Origin of the sequence: Pantoea sp. SJZ147 (genome assembly GCF_007828605.1) — a bacterium.
In the GTDB taxonomy this organism is placed as follows: domain Bacteria; phylum Pseudomonadota; class Gammaproteobacteria; order Enterobacterales; family Enterobacteriaceae; genus Pantoea; species Pantoea allii.
Genome location: NZ_VIVB01000011.1, coordinates 145,608 through 166,332, shown reverse-complemented (window position 1 = coordinate 166,332; position 20,725 = coordinate 145,608). Strand labels below are relative to the sequence as shown.

At 53.9% G+C, this 20,725-nt stretch carries 19 protein-coding genes; 6 read left to right on the top strand and 13 right to left on the bottom strand.

Going from position 1 to position 20,725, the window contains the following annotated elements; translation table 11 throughout:
• Nucleotides 1-18: 18 nt before the first annotated feature.
• From FBY13_RS16835 to FBY13_RS16820, 4 genes are all read right to left on the bottom strand, one after another.
• Nucleotides 19-855 carry an ABC transporter permease gene (locus FBY13_RS16835; protein WP_145394658.1) on the bottom strand — a complete coding sequence of 279 codons (837 nt, stop codon included), beginning with the start codon at nucleotides 853-855 and terminating at the stop codon, nucleotides 19-21.
• Nucleotides 855-1,721 (bottom strand): ABC transporter permease, encoded by an 867-nt coding sequence (locus FBY13_RS16830; RefSeq protein ID WP_063877606.1) that lies wholly within the window; start codon nucleotides 1,719-1,721, stop codon nucleotides 855-857. The genes FBY13_RS16835 and FBY13_RS16830 overlap by 1 nt, the downstream gene beginning before the upstream one ends.
• Nucleotides 1,718-2,827, bottom strand: a complete 1,110-nt coding sequence (locus tag FBY13_RS16825; protein ID WP_145394657.1) for an ABC transporter ATP-binding protein — start codon at nucleotides 2,825-2,827, stop codon at nucleotides 1,718-1,720. Before FBY13_RS16825 ends, FBY13_RS16830 begins: the two co-directional genes overlap by 4 nt.
• Nucleotides 2,828-3,120: 293 nt before the next feature.
• A complete protein-coding gene (locus tag FBY13_RS16820; protein WP_063877604.1) occupies nucleotides 3,121-3,894 on the bottom strand; it encodes an inositol monophosphatase family protein in 774 nt (257 codons plus the stop codon).
• A gap of 304 nt (nucleotides 3,895-4,198) precedes the next feature.
• Here FBY13_RS16820 and FBY13_RS16815 point away from each other — a divergent pair, with 304 nt between their 5' ends.
• Entirely contained in the window at nucleotides 4,199-5,329 is a 1,131-nt protein-coding gene (locus FBY13_RS16815; protein ID WP_063881053.1) for an ROK family transcriptional regulator, read from the top strand.
• Between the two features lie 69 nt (nucleotides 5,330-5,398).
• Here FBY13_RS16815 and gorA read toward each other — a convergent pair whose 3' ends face one another.
• Nucleotides 5,399-6,751, bottom strand: coding sequence for a glutathione-disulfide reductase (gene gorA / locus FBY13_RS16810; RefSeq protein ID WP_145394656.1), 1,353 nt, complete (start codon nucleotides 6,749-6,751; stop codon nucleotides 5,399-5,401).
• A gap of 124 nt (nucleotides 6,752-6,875) precedes the next feature.
• Between gorA and rnz the strand changes: the two genes are divergently transcribed.
• Nucleotides 6,876-7,787 carry a ribonuclease Z gene (gene rnz, locus FBY13_RS16805; RefSeq protein ID WP_145394655.1) on the top strand — a complete coding sequence of 304 codons (912 nt, stop codon included), beginning with the start codon at nucleotides 6,876-6,878 and terminating at the stop codon, nucleotides 7,785-7,787.
• Nucleotides 7,788-7,790: 3 nt separating this feature from the next.
• Here rnz and FBY13_RS16800 read toward each other — a convergent pair whose 3' ends face one another.
• Together FBY13_RS16800 and FBY13_RS16795 are read right to left on the bottom strand one after the other, a co-directional pair.
• Complete coding sequence (locus FBY13_RS16800; RefSeq protein ID WP_145394654.1) at nucleotides 7,791-8,606, bottom strand: CPBP family intramembrane glutamic endopeptidase; 816 nt, start codon at nucleotides 8,604-8,606, stop codon at nucleotides 7,791-7,793.
• A 62-nt stretch (nucleotides 8,607-8,668) separates the two neighbouring features.
• The gene (locus FBY13_RS16795; protein ID WP_063877600.1) at nucleotides 8,669-9,511 is read right to left on the bottom strand and encodes a 23S rRNA (adenine(2030)-N(6))-methyltransferase RlmJ; all 843 of its coding nucleotides are present in this window, start codon (nucleotides 9,509-9,511) and stop codon (nucleotides 8,669-8,671) included.
• Between the two features lie 373 nt (nucleotides 9,512-9,884).
• On the opposite strand from FBY13_RS16795, the gene prlC reads away from it, so the two are divergent.
• Nucleotides 9,885-11,927 (top strand): oligopeptidase A, encoded by a 2,043-nt coding sequence (gene prlC, locus FBY13_RS16790; protein ID WP_145394653.1) that lies wholly within the window; start codon nucleotides 9,885-9,887, stop codon nucleotides 11,925-11,927.
• 7 nt (nucleotides 11,928-11,934) lie between these two features.
• Entirely contained in the window at nucleotides 11,935-12,687 is a 753-nt protein-coding gene (rsmJ, locus tag FBY13_RS16785; RefSeq protein ID WP_279627547.1) for a 16S rRNA (guanine(1516)-N(2))-methyltransferase RsmJ, read from the top strand.
• Nucleotides 12,688-12,741: 54 nt separating this feature from the next.
• Here the strand turns inward: rsmJ and uspA are convergent, their stop codons facing one another.
• Nucleotides 12,742-13,179, bottom strand: a complete 438-nt coding sequence (uspA, locus tag FBY13_RS16780; protein ID WP_063877597.1) for a universal stress protein UspA — start codon at nucleotides 13,177-13,179, stop codon at nucleotides 12,742-12,744.
• 383 nt (nucleotides 13,180-13,562) lie between these two features.
• Between uspA and uspB the strand changes: the two genes are divergently transcribed.
• Nucleotides 13,563-13,898: a universal stress protein UspB gene (gene uspB, locus FBY13_RS16775; protein WP_063877596.1), complete on the top strand. Its 336-nt coding sequence runs from the start codon at nucleotides 13,563-13,565 to the stop codon at nucleotides 13,896-13,898.
• Between the two features lie 36 nt (nucleotides 13,899-13,934).
• Here the strand turns inward: uspB and pitA are convergent, their stop codons facing one another.
• Complete coding sequence (gene pitA, locus FBY13_RS16770; RefSeq protein ID WP_063877595.1) at nucleotides 13,935-15,437, bottom strand: inorganic phosphate transporter PitA; 1,503 nt, start codon at nucleotides 15,435-15,437, stop codon at nucleotides 13,935-13,937.
• A gap of 241 nt (nucleotides 15,438-15,678) precedes the next feature.
• Between pitA and FBY13_RS16765 the strand changes: the two genes are divergently transcribed.
• A complete protein-coding gene (locus tag FBY13_RS16765; protein ID WP_096012697.1) occupies nucleotides 15,679-16,863 on the top strand; it encodes an NAD(P)/FAD-dependent oxidoreductase in 1,185 nt (394 codons plus the stop codon).
• 211 nt (nucleotides 16,864-17,074) lie between these two features.
• Here the strand turns inward: FBY13_RS16765 and FBY13_RS16760 are convergent, their stop codons facing one another.
• The 4 genes from FBY13_RS16760 to FBY13_RS16745 form a co-directional block, all read right to left on the bottom strand.
• Nucleotides 17,075-17,299 (bottom strand): Imm74 family immunity protein, encoded by a 225-nt coding sequence (locus FBY13_RS16760; protein WP_063877593.1) that lies wholly within the window; start codon nucleotides 17,297-17,299, stop codon nucleotides 17,075-17,077.
• 1 nt (nucleotide 17,300) lies between these two features.
• Nucleotides 17,301-18,464, bottom strand: a complete 1,164-nt coding sequence (locus FBY13_RS16755) for a PAAR domain-containing protein (protein WP_145394652.1) — start codon at nucleotides 18,462-18,464, stop codon at nucleotides 17,301-17,303.
• Entirely contained in the window at nucleotides 18,461-19,267 is an 807-nt protein-coding gene (locus FBY13_RS16750; protein WP_145394651.1) for a DcrB-related protein, read from the bottom strand. Before FBY13_RS16750 ends, FBY13_RS16755 begins: the two co-directional genes overlap by 4 nt.
• A 137-nt stretch (nucleotides 19,268-19,404) precedes the next feature.
• The gene (locus FBY13_RS16745; RefSeq protein ID WP_145394650.1) at nucleotides 19,405-20,655 is read right to left on the bottom strand and encodes a D-amino acid dehydrogenase; all 1,251 of its coding nucleotides are present in this window, start codon (nucleotides 20,653-20,655) and stop codon (nucleotides 19,405-19,407) included.
• Between the last annotated feature and the right edge of the window lie 70 nt (nucleotides 20,656-20,725).

The following is a 20,725-nucleotide window of genomic DNA, read 5'->3' as shown; positions in this document are numbered from 1 at the left end:
AACGAGTGATAATGGCTGTCAGCCTTTTCCTGCAAAGGAGGCAACAGGGTTTTTAGTCAGTAATTTTTCTGCTATCAACATTAAAATGACATTTGGCACAACCAGCATTAAAGAAATAACCGCAGCATTGGGTCGGATAAAGTTGTAACCCAGATAGGAATACAGAATGGTCGGCACGGTAATAAAATCGGGTGAGCCGACAATAAAACTTATCGCGAATTCTTCTATTGATAACGTAAAGACGATAATTAATGCGGCAAATATTCCCGGCCGGATGGTGGGTAAACAAGCCACAATAAAACGATTAAATACAGAGGCACCCATATCGCGTGCCGCATCAAGCGTGTCCTGGCGTATTTGAGAGAAAGAGATGGTCAGGATTCGCACGGCGTAGGGCATTAATATAATGGTATGTCCCAGCAAAATGCCGCCAAATCGGGTGTGGATGCCCGCGACGTTCAACAGCATGGAAAAAAACAGCGCGACGACAAACCCTGGTACGATCAGCGGCAGTAAAATCGCATTCTGTAACAGGTGCTTGCCGGAGAATGACATTCTGCCGAACGCCCACGCCGCAGGCAGGGCCAGCACCAGGGTGCAGATGGACACGGTTGCCGCCAGTAGATAGCTGTTCCTGAGTGCCTGAGGTAGCGCGGTCGTGGTCCATACCTCGACCCAACGGCCCAGCGAGAGAACGGGCGGCAGGGCATCTGGCCATGCCCAGGGATGGGTTTTATCGACGAGTGACCACAGTACGGTCAACATAAAGGGAATAACCAGCCACAGCATAAACAGGGCGGTGATCAGGATCATCATGATGACCCGCAGCGGGGACAAGGTCTCTCTGGCTTGCATTATTTGTTTTCTCCGGCTTGTTGTAGCCATTTCGCCAGACCGGCAAGCACGACCGCACCGACAAAAGCCGCCAGCATTAAAATAACCGCGACAACCGCCGCAAGATTCCAGCCCTGGGCGCTGATTTCGGGGAAACGCAGCATGTATTGCGACAGGGAAAAGACGCTGGTCGGCCCTGCAACTACCTGAAATGAAAAGTCACCTAATGCGCCGATGAAAATCAGCACCAGCGACACCTGAACGGATTTAATGGATAAAGGCAGAATGATCTGTAACAGCCGGGCAGCGTTGCCGGCACCCAAATCTCGCGCGGCATCAAAGAGTTCATCGCCAATGGCGCGCAGGCTGCCAGTAATAATCAGCAAGGCATAGGGAAGCTGTTTCCAGACCTGCAAAATAATCACGCCAATTCCCCAGCGGTCATTCTGCATCCTGATGGGGTGAGAGATGATCCCCAGTTTAAGCAACCCCAGGTTAATAAAGCCCTGCCAGGAGATCAGATTGATGAACAGCAGCGCGGCGACCAGTCCGTGCACCATCAGCGGGGCTTTCAGCAAGCCGCCCATCAGCATTGAGCCGGGAAAGGGCTTTCTCAGCCACAACGCCAACGGGAGCGCCAGCGCGACGGACAGAACGGCACTGATGACGCCAATCTTGAGTGAATAGCCTGTCGCGCGCCACAGCTGACTGTCGTTCAGGATGGTTTGCCAGTACTGAAGCGTGAAGTGGGCCGGAGCGCCAAAATTAAACAGGCCAACGGACTGCGCCAACGCCATGATGACAATCAGCACCAGCGTGAGCACCACCGGCGCGACGGCAGGCAGAACCAACAGCCAACACAGCCTGTTCCGGTTGCGCGTTTTCATGAACAGCTTTCCTGTAAAAAACGGATTCTGTCAGGCGCAATGGAGAAGTTAACCCGGTCACCTTCCTGTATGTGGTTTTTGCCGACCAACTGGATACACCACTGATATTCCGTTTCTTCATGCCCAATCGGATGGACCTGAAGTTCAGAGATATTGCCAAGAAAACTCACTGCACCGATCTCGAAAGCGCGGGTGTTTTTCCCCGTGCTGTGTTCGCTCAGCAGGGCATCCTCAGGACGCCAGAAGGTATAGACAGAGTCTGAGACGGGCGGCTGGTGACTGTGTATTTCCATTTCGCCCATGACACACGCAATACGATAAATACCCGTGCGGCTGTCCCCGTCCAGTACGCGGGCTTTCATGAAGTTAGCCTGACCGACAAACCCCGCGACAAAGCGGTTTACTGGCGAATAATAGATATCGTCAGGGGTGCCGGTTTGCTCAATCTTTCCCGCATTCATGACCACCACGACGTCAGACATCGACAGGGCTTCGGCACGATCGTGCGTGACATAGATAGCGGTAAAGCCATGTGAACGCTGTAGCTGTCGGATCTCCAACCGAACGCTGTCGCGTAATTTGGCATCCAGGTTCGACAGTGGCTCATCAAACAGAACGATTTCCGGTCGCACGGCCAGCGCTCTGGCCAGCGCAACGCGCTGCTGCTGACCGCCGGATAGCTGGGCAGGCAACTTAGGCAAATGCGCATTGAGCGATACCTGAGAGGCGGTTTGCGCCACGCGCTGCTGGATGTCCGTTTTTGCCATCTTCATCTGCTTCAGGCCAAAACCGATATTTTCAGCAACGGAAAGGTGAGGGAAAAGCGCATAGGACTGAAAGCACATCGCCGTGTCGCGATGTTCAGGCTTAACATGATGCATGTCCTGTTGATGGATCAGCACTTCGCCACTATCAAGACTGTGAAAGCCGGCAATAACTTTAAGCAGCGTGGTTTTGCCACATCCAGATGGGCCAAGCAGGGAGACAAACTGCCCTTTTTTGGCCTGAAGTGAAATGCCGTTCAGTGCGACAAAATCGTCGAACGTCAGCATGGCATTATGGATCTCGAGTGTGTTCACGTATGGCTGCCCCGTCTTAGTCTGCATGTGTGCCTTGCAATTAATGCGATGTGCATAATAATTGTCGGATGTTAATTTAAGCAATTTCAGGCAGGTTAAGAATTCGTTAAGTTTTTAAAACCCATATTTAACATTAAGATAGGTTAATGCTTTGAGTTCTTACATTTAACGTGCTAACTATTTTAATGCGTAGTGGATAATATTGAGCGCAGAGGCAGTGAGGTGTGGCTGAGCGGCAAAATTAAAAAAAGAGGGCAGGACAGCGCCGAAACGCTGTCCTGAACGTGCAGTGATGAGATAAGCCGTGGGCAGTCTGTTTTTCAGGCGGGGGTAAAGCGGGGATGGGGGATAAACTGGGCAGAAAGGCGGTTCATTTCTGCGGTTCCGACACTGACATGCGTCATGCTTTTTTCCTGTGTACCGGCAAGGTGCGCTTCCAGGCCTGCCGCTTTACAGAGCGCATAACCCGCAGAAACGTCCCACATGCTGCTAAAACATTCCTGATAACCGTCCACATAACCGAGCACGCTAAAGGTTAAACCGACCGTGGCGCAACGATAGCGCACCACATTCCAGCCATCATCCCGGTAGGCTTTCTCAATGCAGAGCTGGTGGGTAAAATCCCATGAAGGACTGTCGCCAATGGCGACGGTTTTAAGCGCCTCAGCGATCACGGGCCGTTCAAAAGGCTCGCCATTCAGATAAACGCCCGCCTCTTTACCGCCGCTCACCATGATATTTAATGCTGGATGGATGATGACGCCGATTAGCGGCTCGCCGTTATGCACATAACCAATAGAAATGCCCCACAATGACGAGCCGCGTAAAAAATTGCTCGTACCGTCAATGGGATCGACTGACCAATAGCTGGCGCTGAGTTCGCCTCCCTGTTCTTCACCGATAACACGATCCTGGGGGAAATGCTGTTCCAGACGCTGGCGTATACGATTTTCCACTTCCCGGTCTGCCTCACTGAAGACATCCTGTGGCCTTTTTTCGCAGATTGCTAATTCACTCAGCTGCCTGAAATAATCCAGGGCCAGTAGTGCAGCTTCTTGTGCGATGCGTTCAGCAACTTTTAAGCGCGTATCCATTGTTTACCCGATGCAAAGAGAAAGAAGAAGGGGATGTGCGACCCATCCGTTTATGTAGCATGAGTATAAATACGCCACATAAGGCATCGCCTTTAATATAATGCTTACTGCATGATATTAGAGTGTCTCTCTGTTATGTTTCACTATTATGACGATTTTATGATCGAGGCATGTCAGTCAGAATCAGCCGCTATTCAGCACATTTTATTAAAACGTAAAGGCCATTCCCTTTACTATTCGTGATGCATAAAAGCATGCTAGGGTGTTAACAGAACCCATTATTAAATACGGTGAGGACAATGCTGTGGTTCATGGAAATTCAGGTCATCATGAAGTAGAACTTAATCGCAGTGAAAAACTTATTCTTGAACTTGTCCGCCGTAATGATGGGATTTCTCGCTCCTCTCTGGTTTCACAAACGATTCTGAATCAGTCTTCTGTGCACCGCATTGTTGATACGCTGACCGAAAATGGTTTTCTCAGCCTGGGGGAATCGCCGTCCCAGGGAAGAGGCAAGCCCAGCCCGTCATTATCGCTTAATGCGGACGCACGTTACGGTTATGGAATTTCAATTAATTCGGACAGCGTTGCCGCCAGCCTGATTAATTTTCGTGGCGGTATCACTGAATACAGCGTGCTGGATACGCATCCCCGCGATCCGGCCCGTACCTTACTGGATATCAAACACCACTATCTGGATACCTTAAAGCAACAGGGTATTTCGCCAGAAAAAGTGTGCGGTGTGGGATACAGCATGGCGGGCTTTCTTTATGACTCGCGTAAATATTTTAATCCGCCTGAACCGTTAAAAAGCTGGATGGGCATCGATCTGCGTCGTGAAATTACGGGGTTATTTGACCGCCCGGTATGGATTGAAAATAACGCCACCACGGCGGCGCACGCTGAGGCTTTTTTAGGTGCCGGGCTGAAATACGATACGTTCGGCTACCTCTCCTTTAATTACGGTTTTGGCGGCGGCATCGTGATCAACGGTAAACCGTTTCAGGGGGCTTTTGGTAATGCGGGGGAGATCAGCCGTATTTTTACGCCGGAAGAGGGCAAGCTGCGTCCTGCATTGGGGATCTTGATCGATCGACTACGCAGCGGCGGCATTGAAATTAAAGATATTCGCGATCTCAATCATCAATTCGATCCGGCATGGCCGATCGCTCAGCAGTGGGTGGAAGAGGTGACTCCGAATCTGCATCGGGCGATGGATGCGCTAAACGCGGTGATCGATCCCGGTGCCATTATATTAGGCGGAGAGATCCCCCGTAAGCTGGGCGAGATGTTTTTAGCCATGCCACGGGTGAGTTCGGGTACACGCTGGGACATTTCTGCGGAATATCCGGATATCCTGCTGAGCGAGATCGAAGGGGACAGTTCGGCGCTGGGCGCGGCGTTAACGCCGTTGCGGGAAACCTATTTTAATTAAGGCCCTGACTCACTGCCCGTTTTGGGTCAGTGAGTCAGGGTAAGTCGCGAACGAATCAGGATTGCCCTGTTAACGCATCGTCACAAACTCTTCCGCTGCGGTCGGGTGAATCGCCACGGTGTTATCGAAGTCTTTTTTGGTTGCGCCCATTTTCAACGCCACCGCAAAGCCCTGCAGCATCTCGTCCATTCCGCCACCGATGCCATGAATACCGACAATCTTCTCCTCCGGGCCGACGCAGACTAATTTCATGCGGCACGGCTGGCGATGTTGGGTGACTGCGGTGTACATCGCGGTAAAGGACGACTTGTAGACTTTAACCTGATCATCACCGTACTGTTCGCGCGCCTGCGGTTCCGTCAGGCCCACGGTGCCGATCGGCGGATGGCTGAACACCACGGTAGGAATGTTACTGTAATCCAGATGCTCATCCGGTTTGTTATTAAATAAACGCTCAGACAGGCGACGACCTGCTGCCACGGCCACCGGGGTCAGCTCAACGGCACCGGTGTTATCGCCTACGGCATAAACGCCTGACACATTGGTGTTCTGGAATTTATCGACCTTGATATAGCCTTTCTCATCCAGCGCAACGCCTGCCGCCTGGATATTCAGGCTGTCGGTTTCCGGTACACGACCAATGGCCCAAACCAGGCAATCGACGGTGTAGTCGCTGCCATCTTCCAGCTGTAACGTCAGACTGCCGTCGGCGTTTTTTACCACCGCTTTTGGCGTCGCCTGAGTGTGCAGCGTCGGGCCTTCCGCGTTCATGACTTCAACCAGCGTCTCGGTGATGAGCGGATCAAAGCTGCGCAGCGGGGCATGTTTACGAACGAATAAATGGGTTTCGGAGCCGAGTGCGTTCACCACGCCCGCCAGTTCCACGGCGATATAACCGGCGCCAATCACCGCGGTGCGTTTTGGCAGCGCGTCCAGTTCAAAGAAACCGTCTGAATCAATTCCGTATTCCGCACCGGGGACAGAGGGATGGCCTGGACGTCCACCGGTGGCGATCAAAATATGGTCGGCCGTAATGGTTTCGCCATTGACTTCAACGGTATGCGCATCGATAAAACGGGCAAAGCCGTGGATGACATCGACCTTATTTTTCCCCAGCACATTGTCGTATGATTGGTGAATACGGTCGATATAGGCGCTACGGTTTTTGACCAGCGTGCCCCAGTCGAAGCGGTTTACCGTGGTGTCAAAACCATAATCGGGGCCGTAAAGATGAATCGCCTCGGCGATTTGCGCGGCATGCCACATGACTTTTTTCGGCACACAGCCGACGTTGACGCAGGTTCCGCCCAGTGCTTTGGCTTCTATCAGGGCACATTTCTGGCCATAGCTTGCTGCACGGTTAATCGAGGCAATACCGCCGCTGCCGCCGCCGATGGCGAGATAGTCATAATGTCGGGTCATTGAAGTATCATCCGGTTACATGGAAATTGACATAGAGTGTAACGCCGCAGGGCAGTGTGTCGCAAAAATTGCGCTTATGATTGTAACAGGCCATTGTTTTCCACTACTTACAGAGAAGCATAGCATGCACCTGACTTTTCTTGGCACGGGCGGTGGCGCGCCGAGCTTGCAGCGTAACGTCACTGCCATTGCCTTTACCCGTGCAGACAGTGGCGACACCTGGCTGTTTGACTGCGGTGAAGGGACACAGCTTCAGTTTATGCGCTCCGATCTTAAACCCGGCAAGCTCGATAAAATCTTTATTACGCATCTGCACGGTGACCATATTTTTGGTCTGCCCGGCCTGCTTACCAGCCGTTCAATGGCGGGACTTACCACGCCGATGACGGTTTATGGCCCCAAAGGCCTGAAAGCCTTTGTCGATAACGCTCTGTCTCTGTCCAGCTCGTACACCGACTATCCGCTGGAGGTGATTGAGATCGAGGCGGGCGAGGTGCTGGATGATGGCGAGTTTCGTGTTACGGCCTGGCCGATGAATCACACCATTGCCTGCTTTGGCTATCGTATCGAGCAGCGAGACAAGCCCGGCTTTCTGGATGCCGCACGTCTGAAGGCAGAAGGTGTGCCGCGTGGCCCGTGGTATCAACAGCTAAAGCTGGGGGACAGCATCACGCTGGAGGATGGTCGCACGGTTCATGGTGCTGAGTATTTAGGGCCGCCCACCAAAGGCAAAACGCTGGCGATTTTTGGCGATACCGCACCTACCGAGGTGGCGTTACAGCTGGCCGCGAATGTGGATGTGATGGTACACGAAACCACGCTGGAGGATGCACTGGCTGAAAAAGCCAACGGACGCGGTCACTCAACCACCGTGCAGGCCGCAAAAGTGGCAAAGCAGGCCGGTGCAAAACGGATGATCGCCACCCATTTCAGTTCGCGCTATCTTGCCAGAGATATGGCCCGTTTACTGGCCGAGTGCCAGGCCATCTTCCCTGAAACGGAGATGGCCCAGGACCTGGCGGTATTCAGGCTGTGATGGTCAGTGCGCCAGTGCCGGGTAGGTAAAAAACAGCAGGTGGACCATATTGAGCGCAAAATGGCACGCCGTTGCCAGCCATAAGCGACCGCTCCAGTGCCAGACCAGGCCATAAATCAGCCCGGCCATCCCGGCAAAGACCATCAGTAGCACGCCGCCTGGCGCATGCGCCAGGCCAAACAGCAAGGCGGTGACCAGCAGGGCAACTGTGCTACCCCATTTCTGGCGCAGGCGCTGTTGCAGGTAGCCGCGGAAAAACGCTTCTTCAGCCAGCGAGACAAAAAACAGGTTTGCCAGGGCAAAGGCCCCCAGCCAGTCAGGAACGTGTCGCTCAAACGCCAGGCCACCCAGCCATACCGCGCTGACTAACAGCAGTGGAATCGCCGCTACGGGCAGCAGCCATAACACAGGCGTGCGCGGTGGGTGCGCCTCGGCTTTAAACAGCGTCGGCATACAGGCCAGCAGCAAGAAAGGAATCAGGGCTTTATCGAAATTAAATGAAAAAGAGAAGGGCAGGCTGTGCGCGCCAGCCCGAACGGCATCAATCTGACGCGGGTTGTTGAAGCCAGGAATAAGATGCAGCATTAGCGCGAGGGCAATCAACACCAGAAGCGCCTCGCTGATGCTCTGCCACACTTGGCTCCGACGGTCGTAAATACGAAACGCGACCAGTGCGGCAACAGCAGCAAAAACGAGGGTAACAGGCCAGTCGAGAACGTTCTGGTAAACCCCCAGCGCCGTTGCCAGTGCCAGTAATAACAGCGAGAGGCGTTTCGCCGGTTGCAGGGCAGCCAGTGCACCTGCCAGGATGATCCACATAAAAATGACCTGAGGTATAACGCCTCCGCACCAGACGCGGTGGCGCTAATCTGAGAAGGGCGTTATTCCGGTACGATCTGGTTTACGCTGAAATGGCCTGTACCGGTTGGCACCAGTTTCTGGTGTAACCACGGCAGCAATGTATTCATCTGATCGGCCAGTTTCCACGGTGGATTGATCACAATCATCCCGGAAGCCGTCATACCGCGCTGATCGCTGTCAGGACGCACGGCCAGCTCAATTTGCAGGATATTACGAATGTTGGTTGCCTGCAGATCGCGCAGCATATGTTTGATTTGCTGACGCATAACCACCGGATACCACAGGGCAAAAACGCCCGTGCCAAAGCGCTTGTGGCCTTCCTGAATGCCTTTGACGACCGCCTGATAATCGCTCTTCATTTCGTACGGAGGATCGATCAGTACCAGACCACGACGTGACAACGGCGGCAGCTTTGACTTTAACTGCTGATAACCATCGGCCTTTTCGACGCGCGCGCGGCTGTCCTTACTGAATTCGGTTCGCAGCAGGGGGTAATCACTGGAGTGCAGTTCGGTAAGCTGAAGCTTATCCTCTGGACGCAGCAAATGACGGGCGATCAGCGGCGAGCCCGGATAGTAACGCAGCGTACCGCTCCGGTTCAGGGCATGAATGGCATCAAAATAGGGTTGCAGCAATGCGGGCGCATCCGGCTGCTGCCAGACGCGGCCAATGCCTTCCAGATATTCGCCGGTACGCTCTGCATGCTCGCCGCTCAGTTGATAACGGCCTGCACCGGCATGGGTATCAAGATAGAGAAAGGGTTTTTCTTTCTCTTTCAGGGCGGTGATGATGAGGCTTTGTACGGTGTGCTTAAGCACATCGGCATGGTTGCCGGCGTGAAAACTGTGGCGATAACTCAGCATAAAAAAGGGGATGTCCGCGGTTGAAGCTAAAAATGATAACGTTGGCCCGATTATAACGACAGACAGGAATAATTGCTGGCATTTCGCGCGCAGCCGTGGTCCGGGCATCCTGCCTGCGCTGTTCAGTCCGCTTTACACGCTAATCAGGAGGCTGACACAGGCTGTTAACATCTGTTAACCATGCCGCGACAGGAAAGTGATAGCCTGCGTTGTCCTCAGCTATGCTTGATCTCATCGTCTGTAGGATCATAATCCGCGCCATTGTTTACATCACGACAAGTCGCGCCATTGATTTTCGCGGTATCCGACCGCATGTTAATTGAATTGCGTTGCGCGACTCATCGCGCCCCACACATTGTTAAAGGACTGCGCTATGACCAATCCGTTACTCACCTCGTTCACACTTCCCCCGTTTTCAGCGATTAAGCCTGAACATGTGGTGCCCGCCGTGACCGACGTTTTGAATGAATGCCGTGCAATGGTGGAAAAAGTAGTGGCGCAAGGCGCACCTTACACCTGGGACAATCTGGTACAGCCGCTGGCGGAGACCGACGATCGCCTGAGCCGGATTTTTTCGCCGGTCAGCCATCTGAACTCGGCCAAAAACAGCCCGGAACTGCGCGAAGCCTATGAACAAACGTTGCCGCTGCTTTCTGAATACAGCACCTGGGTTGGCCAGCACGAAGGTCTTTATCAGGCCTACCGCAATCTGAAAGAAGGCAGTCACTATGCTTCGCTGGATCAGGCAAAGCAGAAAGCCGTCGATAACGCCCTGCGTGATTTTGAGCTTTCCGGTATTGGTCTGGAAAAATACAAGCAGAAACGCTACGGCGAAATTGCGGCCCGCCTTTCCGAGCTGGGTTCGGCCTACAGTAACAACGTGCTTGATGCCACAATGGGCTGGAGCAAGCTGATTACGGACGAAAGCGAGCTGGCCGGCATGCCGGAAAGCGCCCTGGCCGCAGCCAAAGCCCAGGCGGAAGCCAAAGGACAGGAAGGCTGGTTGCTGACGCTGGATATCCCGAGCTATCTGCCGGTGATGACCTACTGCGATAATGCCGCTCTGCGTGAAGAGATGTACCGCGCCTATTCGACCCGTGCCTCCGATCAAGGCCCTAACGCGGGTAAATGGGATAACGGTCCGATTATGGCGGAAGAGCTGGCGCTGCGGCACGAGCTGGCGCAACTGCTGGGCTTCGACTCCTTTGCGGATAAATCCCTGGCCACCAAGATGGCACAGAGCCCGGCACAGGTGATCGATTTCCTGAACGATCTGGCCGATCGCGCCCGTCCACAGGGCGAGAAAGAGCTGGCTCAGCTGCGCGCTTTTGCGCAAAAAGCGTTTGGCGTAGAAACCATGAACCCATGGGATCTCAGCTACTACGGCGAAAAGCAGAAGCAGCATCTTTATACCATCAGCGATGAGCAGCTGCGCCCTTACTTCCCCGAATCTCGTGCAGTGTCCGGCCTGTTTGAAGTGGTGAAGCGCATTTACGGTATTACCGCCAAAGAGCGCACTGACGTCGATGTTTACCATCCGGATGTCCGCTTCTTTGATCTGTTCGATGAAAGCGGCGAGCTGCGCGGCAGTTTCTACCTCGACCTCTATGCTCGCGAGCACAAACGCGGCGGTGCATGGATGGACGACTGCGTTGGGCAAATGCGTAAAGCGGACGGCAGCCTGCAAAAACCGGTGGCTTACCTCACCTGTAACTTCAATCGTCCGGTAAGTGGTAAGCCTGCGCTGTTTACGCATGACGAAGTGATCACGCTGTTCCATGAGTTCGGTCACGGCCTGCACCATATGCTGACGCGCATTGAAGCGGCAGGCGTTTCCGGCATCAACGGTGTGCCCTGGGATGCCGTTGAGCTGCCAAGCCAGTTCATGGAAAACTGGTGCTGGGAGCCAGAAGCGCTGGCGTTTATTTCGGGTCACTACGAAACCGGTGAGCCGCTGCCAAAAGCGCTGCTGGATAAAATGCTGGCGGCGAAAAACTACCAGGCGGCGCTGTTTATTCTGCGTCAGCTGGAGTTCGGCCTGTTCGACTTCCGCCTGCATACCGAGTTCAACCCGGAAAAAGGTGCACAGATTCTGGAAACCCTGCGCGAGGTGAAAAGCAAAGTGGCCGTCGTGCCCAGCCCGGAATGGGGCCGCTTCCCTCATGCCTTCAGCCATATCTTTGCCGGAGGTTATGCGGCAGGCTATTACAGCTACCTGTGGGCCGACGTGCTGGCGGCGGATGCCTATTCGCGCTTTGAAGAAGAAGGGATTTTCAACCGGGAAACCGGGCAGTCCTTCCTCGACAACATTCTGACGCGCGGCGGTTCAGAAGAGCCGATGGAACTGTTTAAACGCTTCCGCGGTCGTGAACCACAGCTGGATGCCATGCTGGAACACTACGGTATTCAGGGATAAGCCGTACGTGAAAATCTGTTTACTTGATGAGACAGGCGCCGGTGACGGCGCCTTAACTGTTTTAGCCGGGCGCTGGCAACTGACACACTGTGAAGACGCGACGCTGGCGCTGGTCAAAACCGCCACACATCTTGAACTGCGTAAACGGGATGAGCCCAAGCTGGGCGGTATCTTCGTGGATTTTGTCTCTGGCGCGATGGCGCACCGTCGCCGTTTTGGTGGCGGTCGTGGGGAAGCGGTAGCCAAAGCGGTCGGGATAAAAGGCGATTATCTGCCCGATGTCGTGGATGCCACCGCCGGATTAGGTCGGGATGCTTTTGTGCTGGCCGCGCTCGGTTGCCGGGTACGGATGCTGGAGCGTCATCCGGTGGTCGCCGCACTGCTGGATGATGGGCTGACGCGCGGTTATCAGGATGCAGAGATTGGCGACTGGCTGCGTGAGCGCCTGACGCTGATTCATGCCTCCAGCGTTCAGGCCTTAACCGATATCACCCCGCAGCCGGATGTGGTTTATCTCGACCCGATGTATCCCCATCGGCAAAAAAGCGCCATGGTGAAAAAAGAGATGCGGGTCTTTCAGTCGCTGGTTGGGGCGGATGAGGACGCTGATGCTCTGTTGGCACCGGCTCGCCGTCTGGCAAAGAAACGTATCGTGGTGAAACGCCCGGATTACGCGCCACCGCTGGCAGGGGTTGTTACGCAGTCTGCGGTGCTTACCAAAAGTCACCGCTTCGATATCTATCCGCCACTGGCTGAATAGCGGGGTTTGTGAAGCCGGTGGGCACGTCAGCCGCACCGGCTTAACGCAGGCGAATTATTCTTCCTCTTCGTCGCGCAGCGGCACAATCAGCATGTCGATATGCACCGTATTGATCAACTGGCGGGCAGACGACATCAGTTTGCTCCAGAAGTCCTGATGATGACCGCACACCACCATGTCCACATCGTATTTCTTAATCGCATCCACCAGCACCTGACCGAGATCGCCACTGCCGCTCAGGGTTTCGGTGATAGGATAGCCCGCGGCATCCGACAGGCTTTTAAGCGCCTGATGTGTCTCTTCAGAAATCCGCTTTTGCATATCGCCCAGGTTGACATCAATCAGGCCGGTGTAGAGATCAGAGTAATTTACATCGACATGAATCAACGAAATTTTTGCGTCATAAGGACGCGCGAGCGAGACAGCTTTATCGACTAACAACTGGCTTTCTGGCGAAAGATCGACTGCAATCAGGATATGTTTGTAAGCCATGATATAACTCCTTCCACGAGATTCAGAATGGCAGCGGTTTCCAGACGCGTCATAGCTGCGAAATCCATTGCGCGAACGGGCGATGCGCGCCACCGAAATGGTTAACGTACAGCACAGGCGATAATGTTGTTATACCTGAAAGTATAGTCATCTGTGTTAACAAATGCGTCTGAAGCCGTCTGGGTTGTGAATAAGATCAATGATGAACGATTTTTACTCGTATAAAACGAAAATCCTTGCTGGTAAAAAATTGAACATTGCTCCTAAACTGAAAAAGCAGCCTTCGTCACATTGCTGCGTCTGTTCAGATATTTCAAAAATAAAACTACAAATCATTTAATGGGGTTGTTGGCTAATTCTGCAGTGCCGGTAAGGAGGAGTAGATGATCAGCACTATCGCGCTTTTTTGGGCTCTCTGTGTGGTATGTATTGTGAATATGGCGCGCTATTTCTCTTCGTTGCGTGCGCTGTTGGTAGTTTTGCGTGGCTGCGATCCGTTGCTGTATCAGTACGTTGACGGCGCAGGGTTTTTCACCGCCCATGGCCAGCCCGGCAAGCAGGTCAGGCTGGTGCGCTATATCTGGGCAAGACGCTATCTTGATCATCATGATGACGAATTTATTCGCCGGTGTGAGCGGGTGAGAGGCTTGTTTATGTTGGCCAGTTCGCTGTGCGGATTAGTGGTGATCAGCCTGATTGCGCTGGCCATCTGGCATTAAAAAGGGCGACCGAAGTCGCCCTGATTTGCCGCTGTCTCAGATGAGCTTGAGCGCGATCCAGTAGAGCGAACCCGACAACAAAATACAGACCGGCAGCGTAAATACCCACGCCATGGCGATGTTTTTGATGGTTTTGCTCTGCAATCCACCGCCGTCTACCAGCATTGTACCGGCAACGGAAGAGGACAGGATATGCGTGGTGGAGACCGGCATGCCGGTGTAGCTGGCAATGCCTATCGATACGGCGGCCGTTACCTGTGCGGACATGCCCTGCGCATAGGTCATGCCTTTCTTACCAATTTTCTCACCGATGGTGGTGGCAACACGACGCCAGCCAATCATGGTGCCGATGCCTAAAGCCAGCGCAACCGCCATGATAATCCATACCGGTGCGTACTCAACGGTGTTCAGTAGATCGCCTTTGAGCTTGCCAAGGAAGCGTTTATCGTCAGCGGAGGTTTCCGGCAGCTTCGCCGCTTTATCGGCGGTGTCGGAAATACACAGCAACAGGCGGCGCATCTGACTACGCTGATCGACGGACAGATCGCCATAGCTTTGCAGATTGTTCAGCAACACCTGAGCACGCTGCACGGCCTGCAGTGCACGCGCGCTGTCGCAATGAAACTCGGTTGACGTTGCCGGTGCGACTTCTTCTGGCGTGGGCAGTTTAGGCGGAGCCATCTGGATGATATGGGTCAATGACGCCTGATGCTGTTGGTAATATTGCTCAAGGTGGTTAACCGCATCGCGCGTGCGCGTGATGTCGTAACCCGATGAATTCATATTGACCACAAAGCCTGCTGGCGCAACGCCAATCAGAACCAGCATGATCAGGCCAATCCCCTTTTGCCCGTCGTTTGCACCGTGTGAATAGCTGACGCCAATGGCGGAGATAATCAGGGCGGTACGCGTCCAGAAAGGCGGCTTTTTCTTGCCATCAATTTTCTCCCGGTCTGCGGGCGTCATATGAATACGCGCACGCTTCTTGGTGTTACTCCAGTAACGGCGAAGAAGAAAGATTAAGCTGCCCGCAATCACCAGGCCGACGATGGGAGAAAGGATCAGAGACAGGAAGATATTCAGCACTTTAGGAATGTTAAGCGCATCGACGACCGAGGTGCCGTTCATTAATGCATTGGTCAGGCCGATGCCGATAATCGCGCCGATTAACGTGTGGGAACTGGAAGCCGGAAGCCCCAAATACCAGGTGCCCAGGTTCCAGATAATCGCCGCCAGCAGCATGGAAAACACCATGGCGAGACCGTGAGCCGAGCCGACATTCAGCAGCAGATCGGTAGGCAGCATATGCACGATAGCGTAAGCCACGCTTAATCCGCCGAGCAATACACCAAAGAAGTTGAAAACCCCCGCCATCAAAACGGCAAGCTGAGCACGCATGGCACGGGTGTAGATGACCGTCGCAACCGCGTTGGCCGTATCATGAAAGCCGTTAATTGCTTCGTAAAACAATACAAACAGCAGAGCAAGTATCAGTAACAGGCCGGTGCTAAGATCTAGACCAGCAAACAGATGTAGCATAGACGTTACGCCATTTTGGAGGACATGAACGCGGCGCATTATCCGCGACAACATGCGGTCTGGGAAAGGAAAATATAGTCATGATTTGGACTAAAAATGTCAATTAACCCGGTTAACAGGTACAAAGTCTATATAAATTAACCAGTTACATTGTGACATATTTACGGCAAAATTTTGACACTGGCATCCACAGGAGCAGATCACTACAATCTGCCCCTCTCTTACCAGGTGGGCAATTGCAGTGGAACAGTTTGACGTTATCGTAATTGGGGCAGGCGCTGCCGGGCTTTTTTGTGCTGCGCAGGCAGGACAGCGTGGTCGCCGTGTATTACTGCTGGATAACGGCAAGAAGCCGGGCCGCAAGATTTTGATGTCCGGCGGCGGGCGCTGCAATTTCACCAATCTCTACACTGAACCCGCCGCCTATCTGTCGAATAATCCCCACTTTTGTAAGTCGGCCCTTGCGCGCTATACCCAATGGGATTTTATCGATCTGGTGAATCGTCACGGCATTGCCTGGCATGAGAAAACCCTGGGACAGCTGTTCTGCGATGATTCTGCCCAGCAGATGGTGGATTTATTAATGGCCGAGTGTGACAACGGTGGCGTCACCGTTCGCCTGCGCAGCGACATTCTGAGCGTATCCCGGGATGACGCGGGCTACCATCTGCAGCTCAACGGCAGCGCGGTGCAGGCAGAGAAGCTGGTGATTGCCAGCGGCGGGCTTTCCATGCCGGGCCTGGGCGCATCGCCGTTCGGCTATAAAATTGCTGAGCAGTTTGGGCTTAGTGTGTTGCCAACGCGCGCGGCGTTGGTGCCTTTTACCCTGCACAAACCGCTATTAGACCAACTGCAGACGCTGTCTGGCGTCGCGCTGGATACGACCATTGCGGCAAAGGACGGCACGCTATTTAAAGAGGCGATGCTGTTCACCCATCGCGGTCTGTCCGGCCCGGCAGTGTTGCAGATTTCCAGCTACTGGCAGCCCGGCGAGTTCCTCACGGTGGATCTCTCTCCGGCCACCCGTCTGGATGATTTTTTGTCGATTCAGCGAGAGGCGCATCCGAATCTGAGCCTGAAAAACAGCCTGGCCAAAATTCTGCCTAAGCGCCTGGTCGAAGTCTTGCAGGAAATGAAAGTCGTGCCGGATGTCACGCTGAAGCAACTCAATAGCAAACAGCAGACAGAACTGGTGCAGACGCTGCACGGCTGGCAGGTGCAGCCTAACGGCACGGAAGGTTACCGCACCGCCGAAGTCACCCTCGGCGGCGTTGACACAACTCAGCTTTCATCCAAAACCATGGAAGCGCGCGACGTACCGGGGCTCTATTTCATCGGCGAGGTGGTCGATGTGACCGGCTGGCTGGGGGGGTACAATTTCCAGTGGGCCTGGAGTTCGGCCTGGGCTTGCGCCCAGGCTCTGTAACTGTTCTGGAATAATATACCTGTGTACACAAGAGCCAGATTGCATAAAAAGTTTGTACACTGATTAGACTCTGTCATGTCGCCAATGATGGAGTCATGGGTCATTTCAGGATTTCGAAAACTGGAGTGACCTGTTCCCTGGAATATCCCTGGTCGTCTGACTTATTTTGTTTTTTCTTTTCAGGCGGATGTTAAATTCAGGGCCTGGTAAATTATTCGAATTCCAGCTTCATATATGAGTCTTTTGTTTCTCTTAACGCTTCATCAATGTATTTCTGACGGATTGCTTCAGTAACCGGTTCATTTTCATAGGGAGGCTCGAATTTCATCGTGCTTTTGTAAGCGACGAATCCACCCACAATCATTTCACCCTCGGCCTTGATTATCTGGCCATCCATATCAAGGTACACATGCGAACTGGTGCCTGAGACTTTCATATCAGTTATCCCTCACAAAAATGACTTTTTCGGACTGAGTCATCGGATCAATTGTCGTAATTTTAGTGACGTTATCATTGCCCATTAAGCGCGGTAACTCAACGTTTTCCCATATATTACCTTCACGAAGCGACTGTCCTACCACGGCCCGTACTTCTCCTGATACCTGTCTGGCATAGGAAGCGGAAACGTCCTCCCATGCTTTGATAGAAAGGGGTTCTTTAGGGTCCCACCTCGGCATTTCAATATTTTTATCAGTGAGTGTGGACTCCAGCGTGACACCGCCCCGGGACTTCGCGATGGCTTCTGAAATTTCTGGCCCGCCGACTCCCTCAGTTCGCCCTGACCAAAAAAAGGCACTGTCCGGATCGGTGGCCAACTGGGGTTCAATTTCCTTGAGGTTGATGAGGCTCTGAGGGGTGCTGCGCCATGCATTAAAGGCTGCACCTCCTTTGGCGCCGGCAAGCCCACCTGCAAATGCACCACCGAGCGAAAGCCATTTCTGACCGTCACTGCCTTCTCCCCATAATTTCCCGCCTAAATACGCACCACCATAGCCACCACCCAAGCCCCCCGCAAAACCAAGCAGGGCTATCGCCGGGCCTGCCAGAACGGCCGTGGCCGCAAGCCCCACGCCCAGCAGTACTTTGTCCACCCAGTCCGGGATTTCCGGATTGATTACGTCAGTCTGCTCTTTATTGCCACCAATAATGACGTTGGGGGAGCCATCGCTGATCACACCACTGCATGTCAGGCGGTCCCCTGTCCGTGCTGCGGGCAGTCCATTGATATAGACGCGTGAAGACCCTTCAGCCACCCGCTGGAGAGCCGGGCCGTGTTCGTCACAGTCACCCACAGACATATGCGACATGACAGCTGGCTTTCCGTTGATGAAAACGTTTGATGAGCCGGTGACCAGTTGGCCGGTTTCGTGACGGGGTGCCCATGACATGCTGCCCAGAACTTCACCCAGCCCACCGCCGCCAGCTGCTCCAGCGACTGTCGCGGCCAGGACTACCGTTCCGACGCCCCCCGTGGCCAACGTAAACGCTGCACCGGCAATGGCTCCGCCTATCAGACCGAGCACCAGCCAGCCTTTAGAGGCAGTGTGTTCTATACCGTCGCCCACACGTGCAGCGGAAAAGGCTTCTGCGGCTCCACTCATTTTTCATTTATCCGCTGGCTGAGGTAAGACTCGACGGCTTCAGCCGTATCCAGCCCGGCAATACCCCGAACACTTCTGGTCAGAAGCAGACTTGATATCAGTCCCGGTATTCTGGCTCCGGTCATTTCCCATAGCGCATAGCGGCCAGCATGCTCGCCTTCAGGTATCGGAGACAGCATCAGCGGTTCGCCTGCTGCGTCAAAGAACAGATAGCTGCCGTTTCTGGCACGACTGAGGTCAATAGAAGAGTAGAGGTCCGAAATTGAAGGAAATACTGCCAGTTCGCGGCTGTCACGGTCAAAGCTGAAGAAGATTTCATGACTGTCGGCGGGGATCTGGCTGCCCCGTACGGGCGAACCGAGTGCATCGTCCGGAAACGTAATGCTGTCCGTGATGCTGTCATAAATCCGGCTATGGTAATCGTCAAATGCATCCGGGCAGGTGCCAATGAAACAGAGGAGCTTTTTTCCCGTACTGTTTTCAGATGTCAGCACCACCCTTTGCTTCTGAAAGATAATTCTTTCCCCGGCTTTGAAACTGTAAAACAGTTCCAGAGCCTGCCTTCCGCTTAACTCAGTAAGCCGGGCATGGTTGAGTGAGAGGTCCTGCAGAGTAGCCTGCAGTTCGGATGACAGCCTCTGGGATACTGACTGAAGTGTGTCTTCTGCAGCCGCTGTTGCACGTGAAATCACGAAGGTGAATTCATTGGCATTCGTATGGCTGAGCGTAAAGAGGTTCATGGTGCGATCGCGAAATACATCGGGCACCGTAATGTTGCAGTCCTGCAAAGTATATTCAGACATGTAAAGTCTCTCTGGTCCGTGAGTACGGACCAGAATATCAACGTTTACAACAATGATCTCTATGTGATCCTGCCTGAAAATTAATCTTTTTTAGTACTTCCTGCTTTAAAACATCCGGATTATTTGCGCTGTACGGCTCAGGCATAGCGCGACACGGCATAGTCCGCATGGGCAATCGCCGGCGGTTTGCCTGAAATCACATCACTCAACAGCTGGCCGGAGCCGCAGGCCATCGTCCAGCCCAGCGTGCCGTGTCCGGTATTCAGCCACAGGTTGGTGAAATGCGTCGGACCAACGATGGGCGTGCCGTCCGGCGTCATTGGGCGTAATCCGGTCCAGAAGGTTGCCTGACTCACCTGTCCGCCATCTGGAAAGAGATCGTTGACGACCATCTCCAGCGTTTGCCGCCGGGCGGGCAGCAGGGTTTTGCTGTATCCCACGATTTCCGCCATACCGCCCACGCGAATACGATTATCAAAACGCGTAATGGCAATTTTATAGGTTTCATCCAGCACCGTGGATACCGGCGCGCCGGACGCATCGACAATCGGAATCGTCAGTGAATAGCCTTTTAGTGGGTAAACCGGGACAGACAGCAGCGGCCGGAGCAATTGCGTGGAGTACGAGCCCAAAGCCATGACGTATCCGTCCGCCGTCAGCGTTTCAGCGCCACAGACAATCCCGCTTATCCTGTCTCCCTGTGTCAGCAGCGCATCGACGTTGGTGTGATAACGGAAGTCGACGCCAGCCTCGCGCGCCCTCGCCGCAAGCTGCTGGGTAAATAACTGGCAATCTCCGGTTTCGTCATTAGGCAGTCGCAGCCCGCCGGTCAACTTATGCTTAACCGCCGCCAGCGCCGGTTCAACCTCGGCCAGTTGTGAGGCTTCCAGCAGTTGATAAGGAACGCCGGCGTCTTGCAACACGGCGATATCGCGTGCCGCATTGTCAAACTGCTGAGCGGTGCGAAACAGCTGCAGCGTGCCTCCCTGACGTCCTTCATATTCAATGCCCGTGCTGGCCCGCAGTGCTCTGATGCAGTCGCGGCTGTACTCTGCCAGCCTGACCATCCTGGCCTTATTTTCGGCATAGCTTTGCGGATTGCAGTTTTTCAGCATTTGCATCATCCATGCGAGCTGAAAGCGGGAGCCGTCCGGACGCACGGAAAGGGGCGCGTGGCGTTGCACCATCCACTTCACCGCCTTTAAGGGGACACCCGGCGCGGCCCAGGGCGCGGCGTAGCCAGGGGAGATCTGCCCGGCATTGGCGGCGCTGGTGCCTAATGCCGGACCGGCTTCTTTTTCAATCACGGTCACCTGATGCCCGGCCTGCTGCAGATACCAGGCGGTTGTCACGCCCACGACACCACTACCGAGTACAATAATTTTCATCTTGATATTTATCCTGAACGCGTTATCGCTCAACCGCGCGGGCATTGTCCGCGCGGTCTGTGTTCGGTAT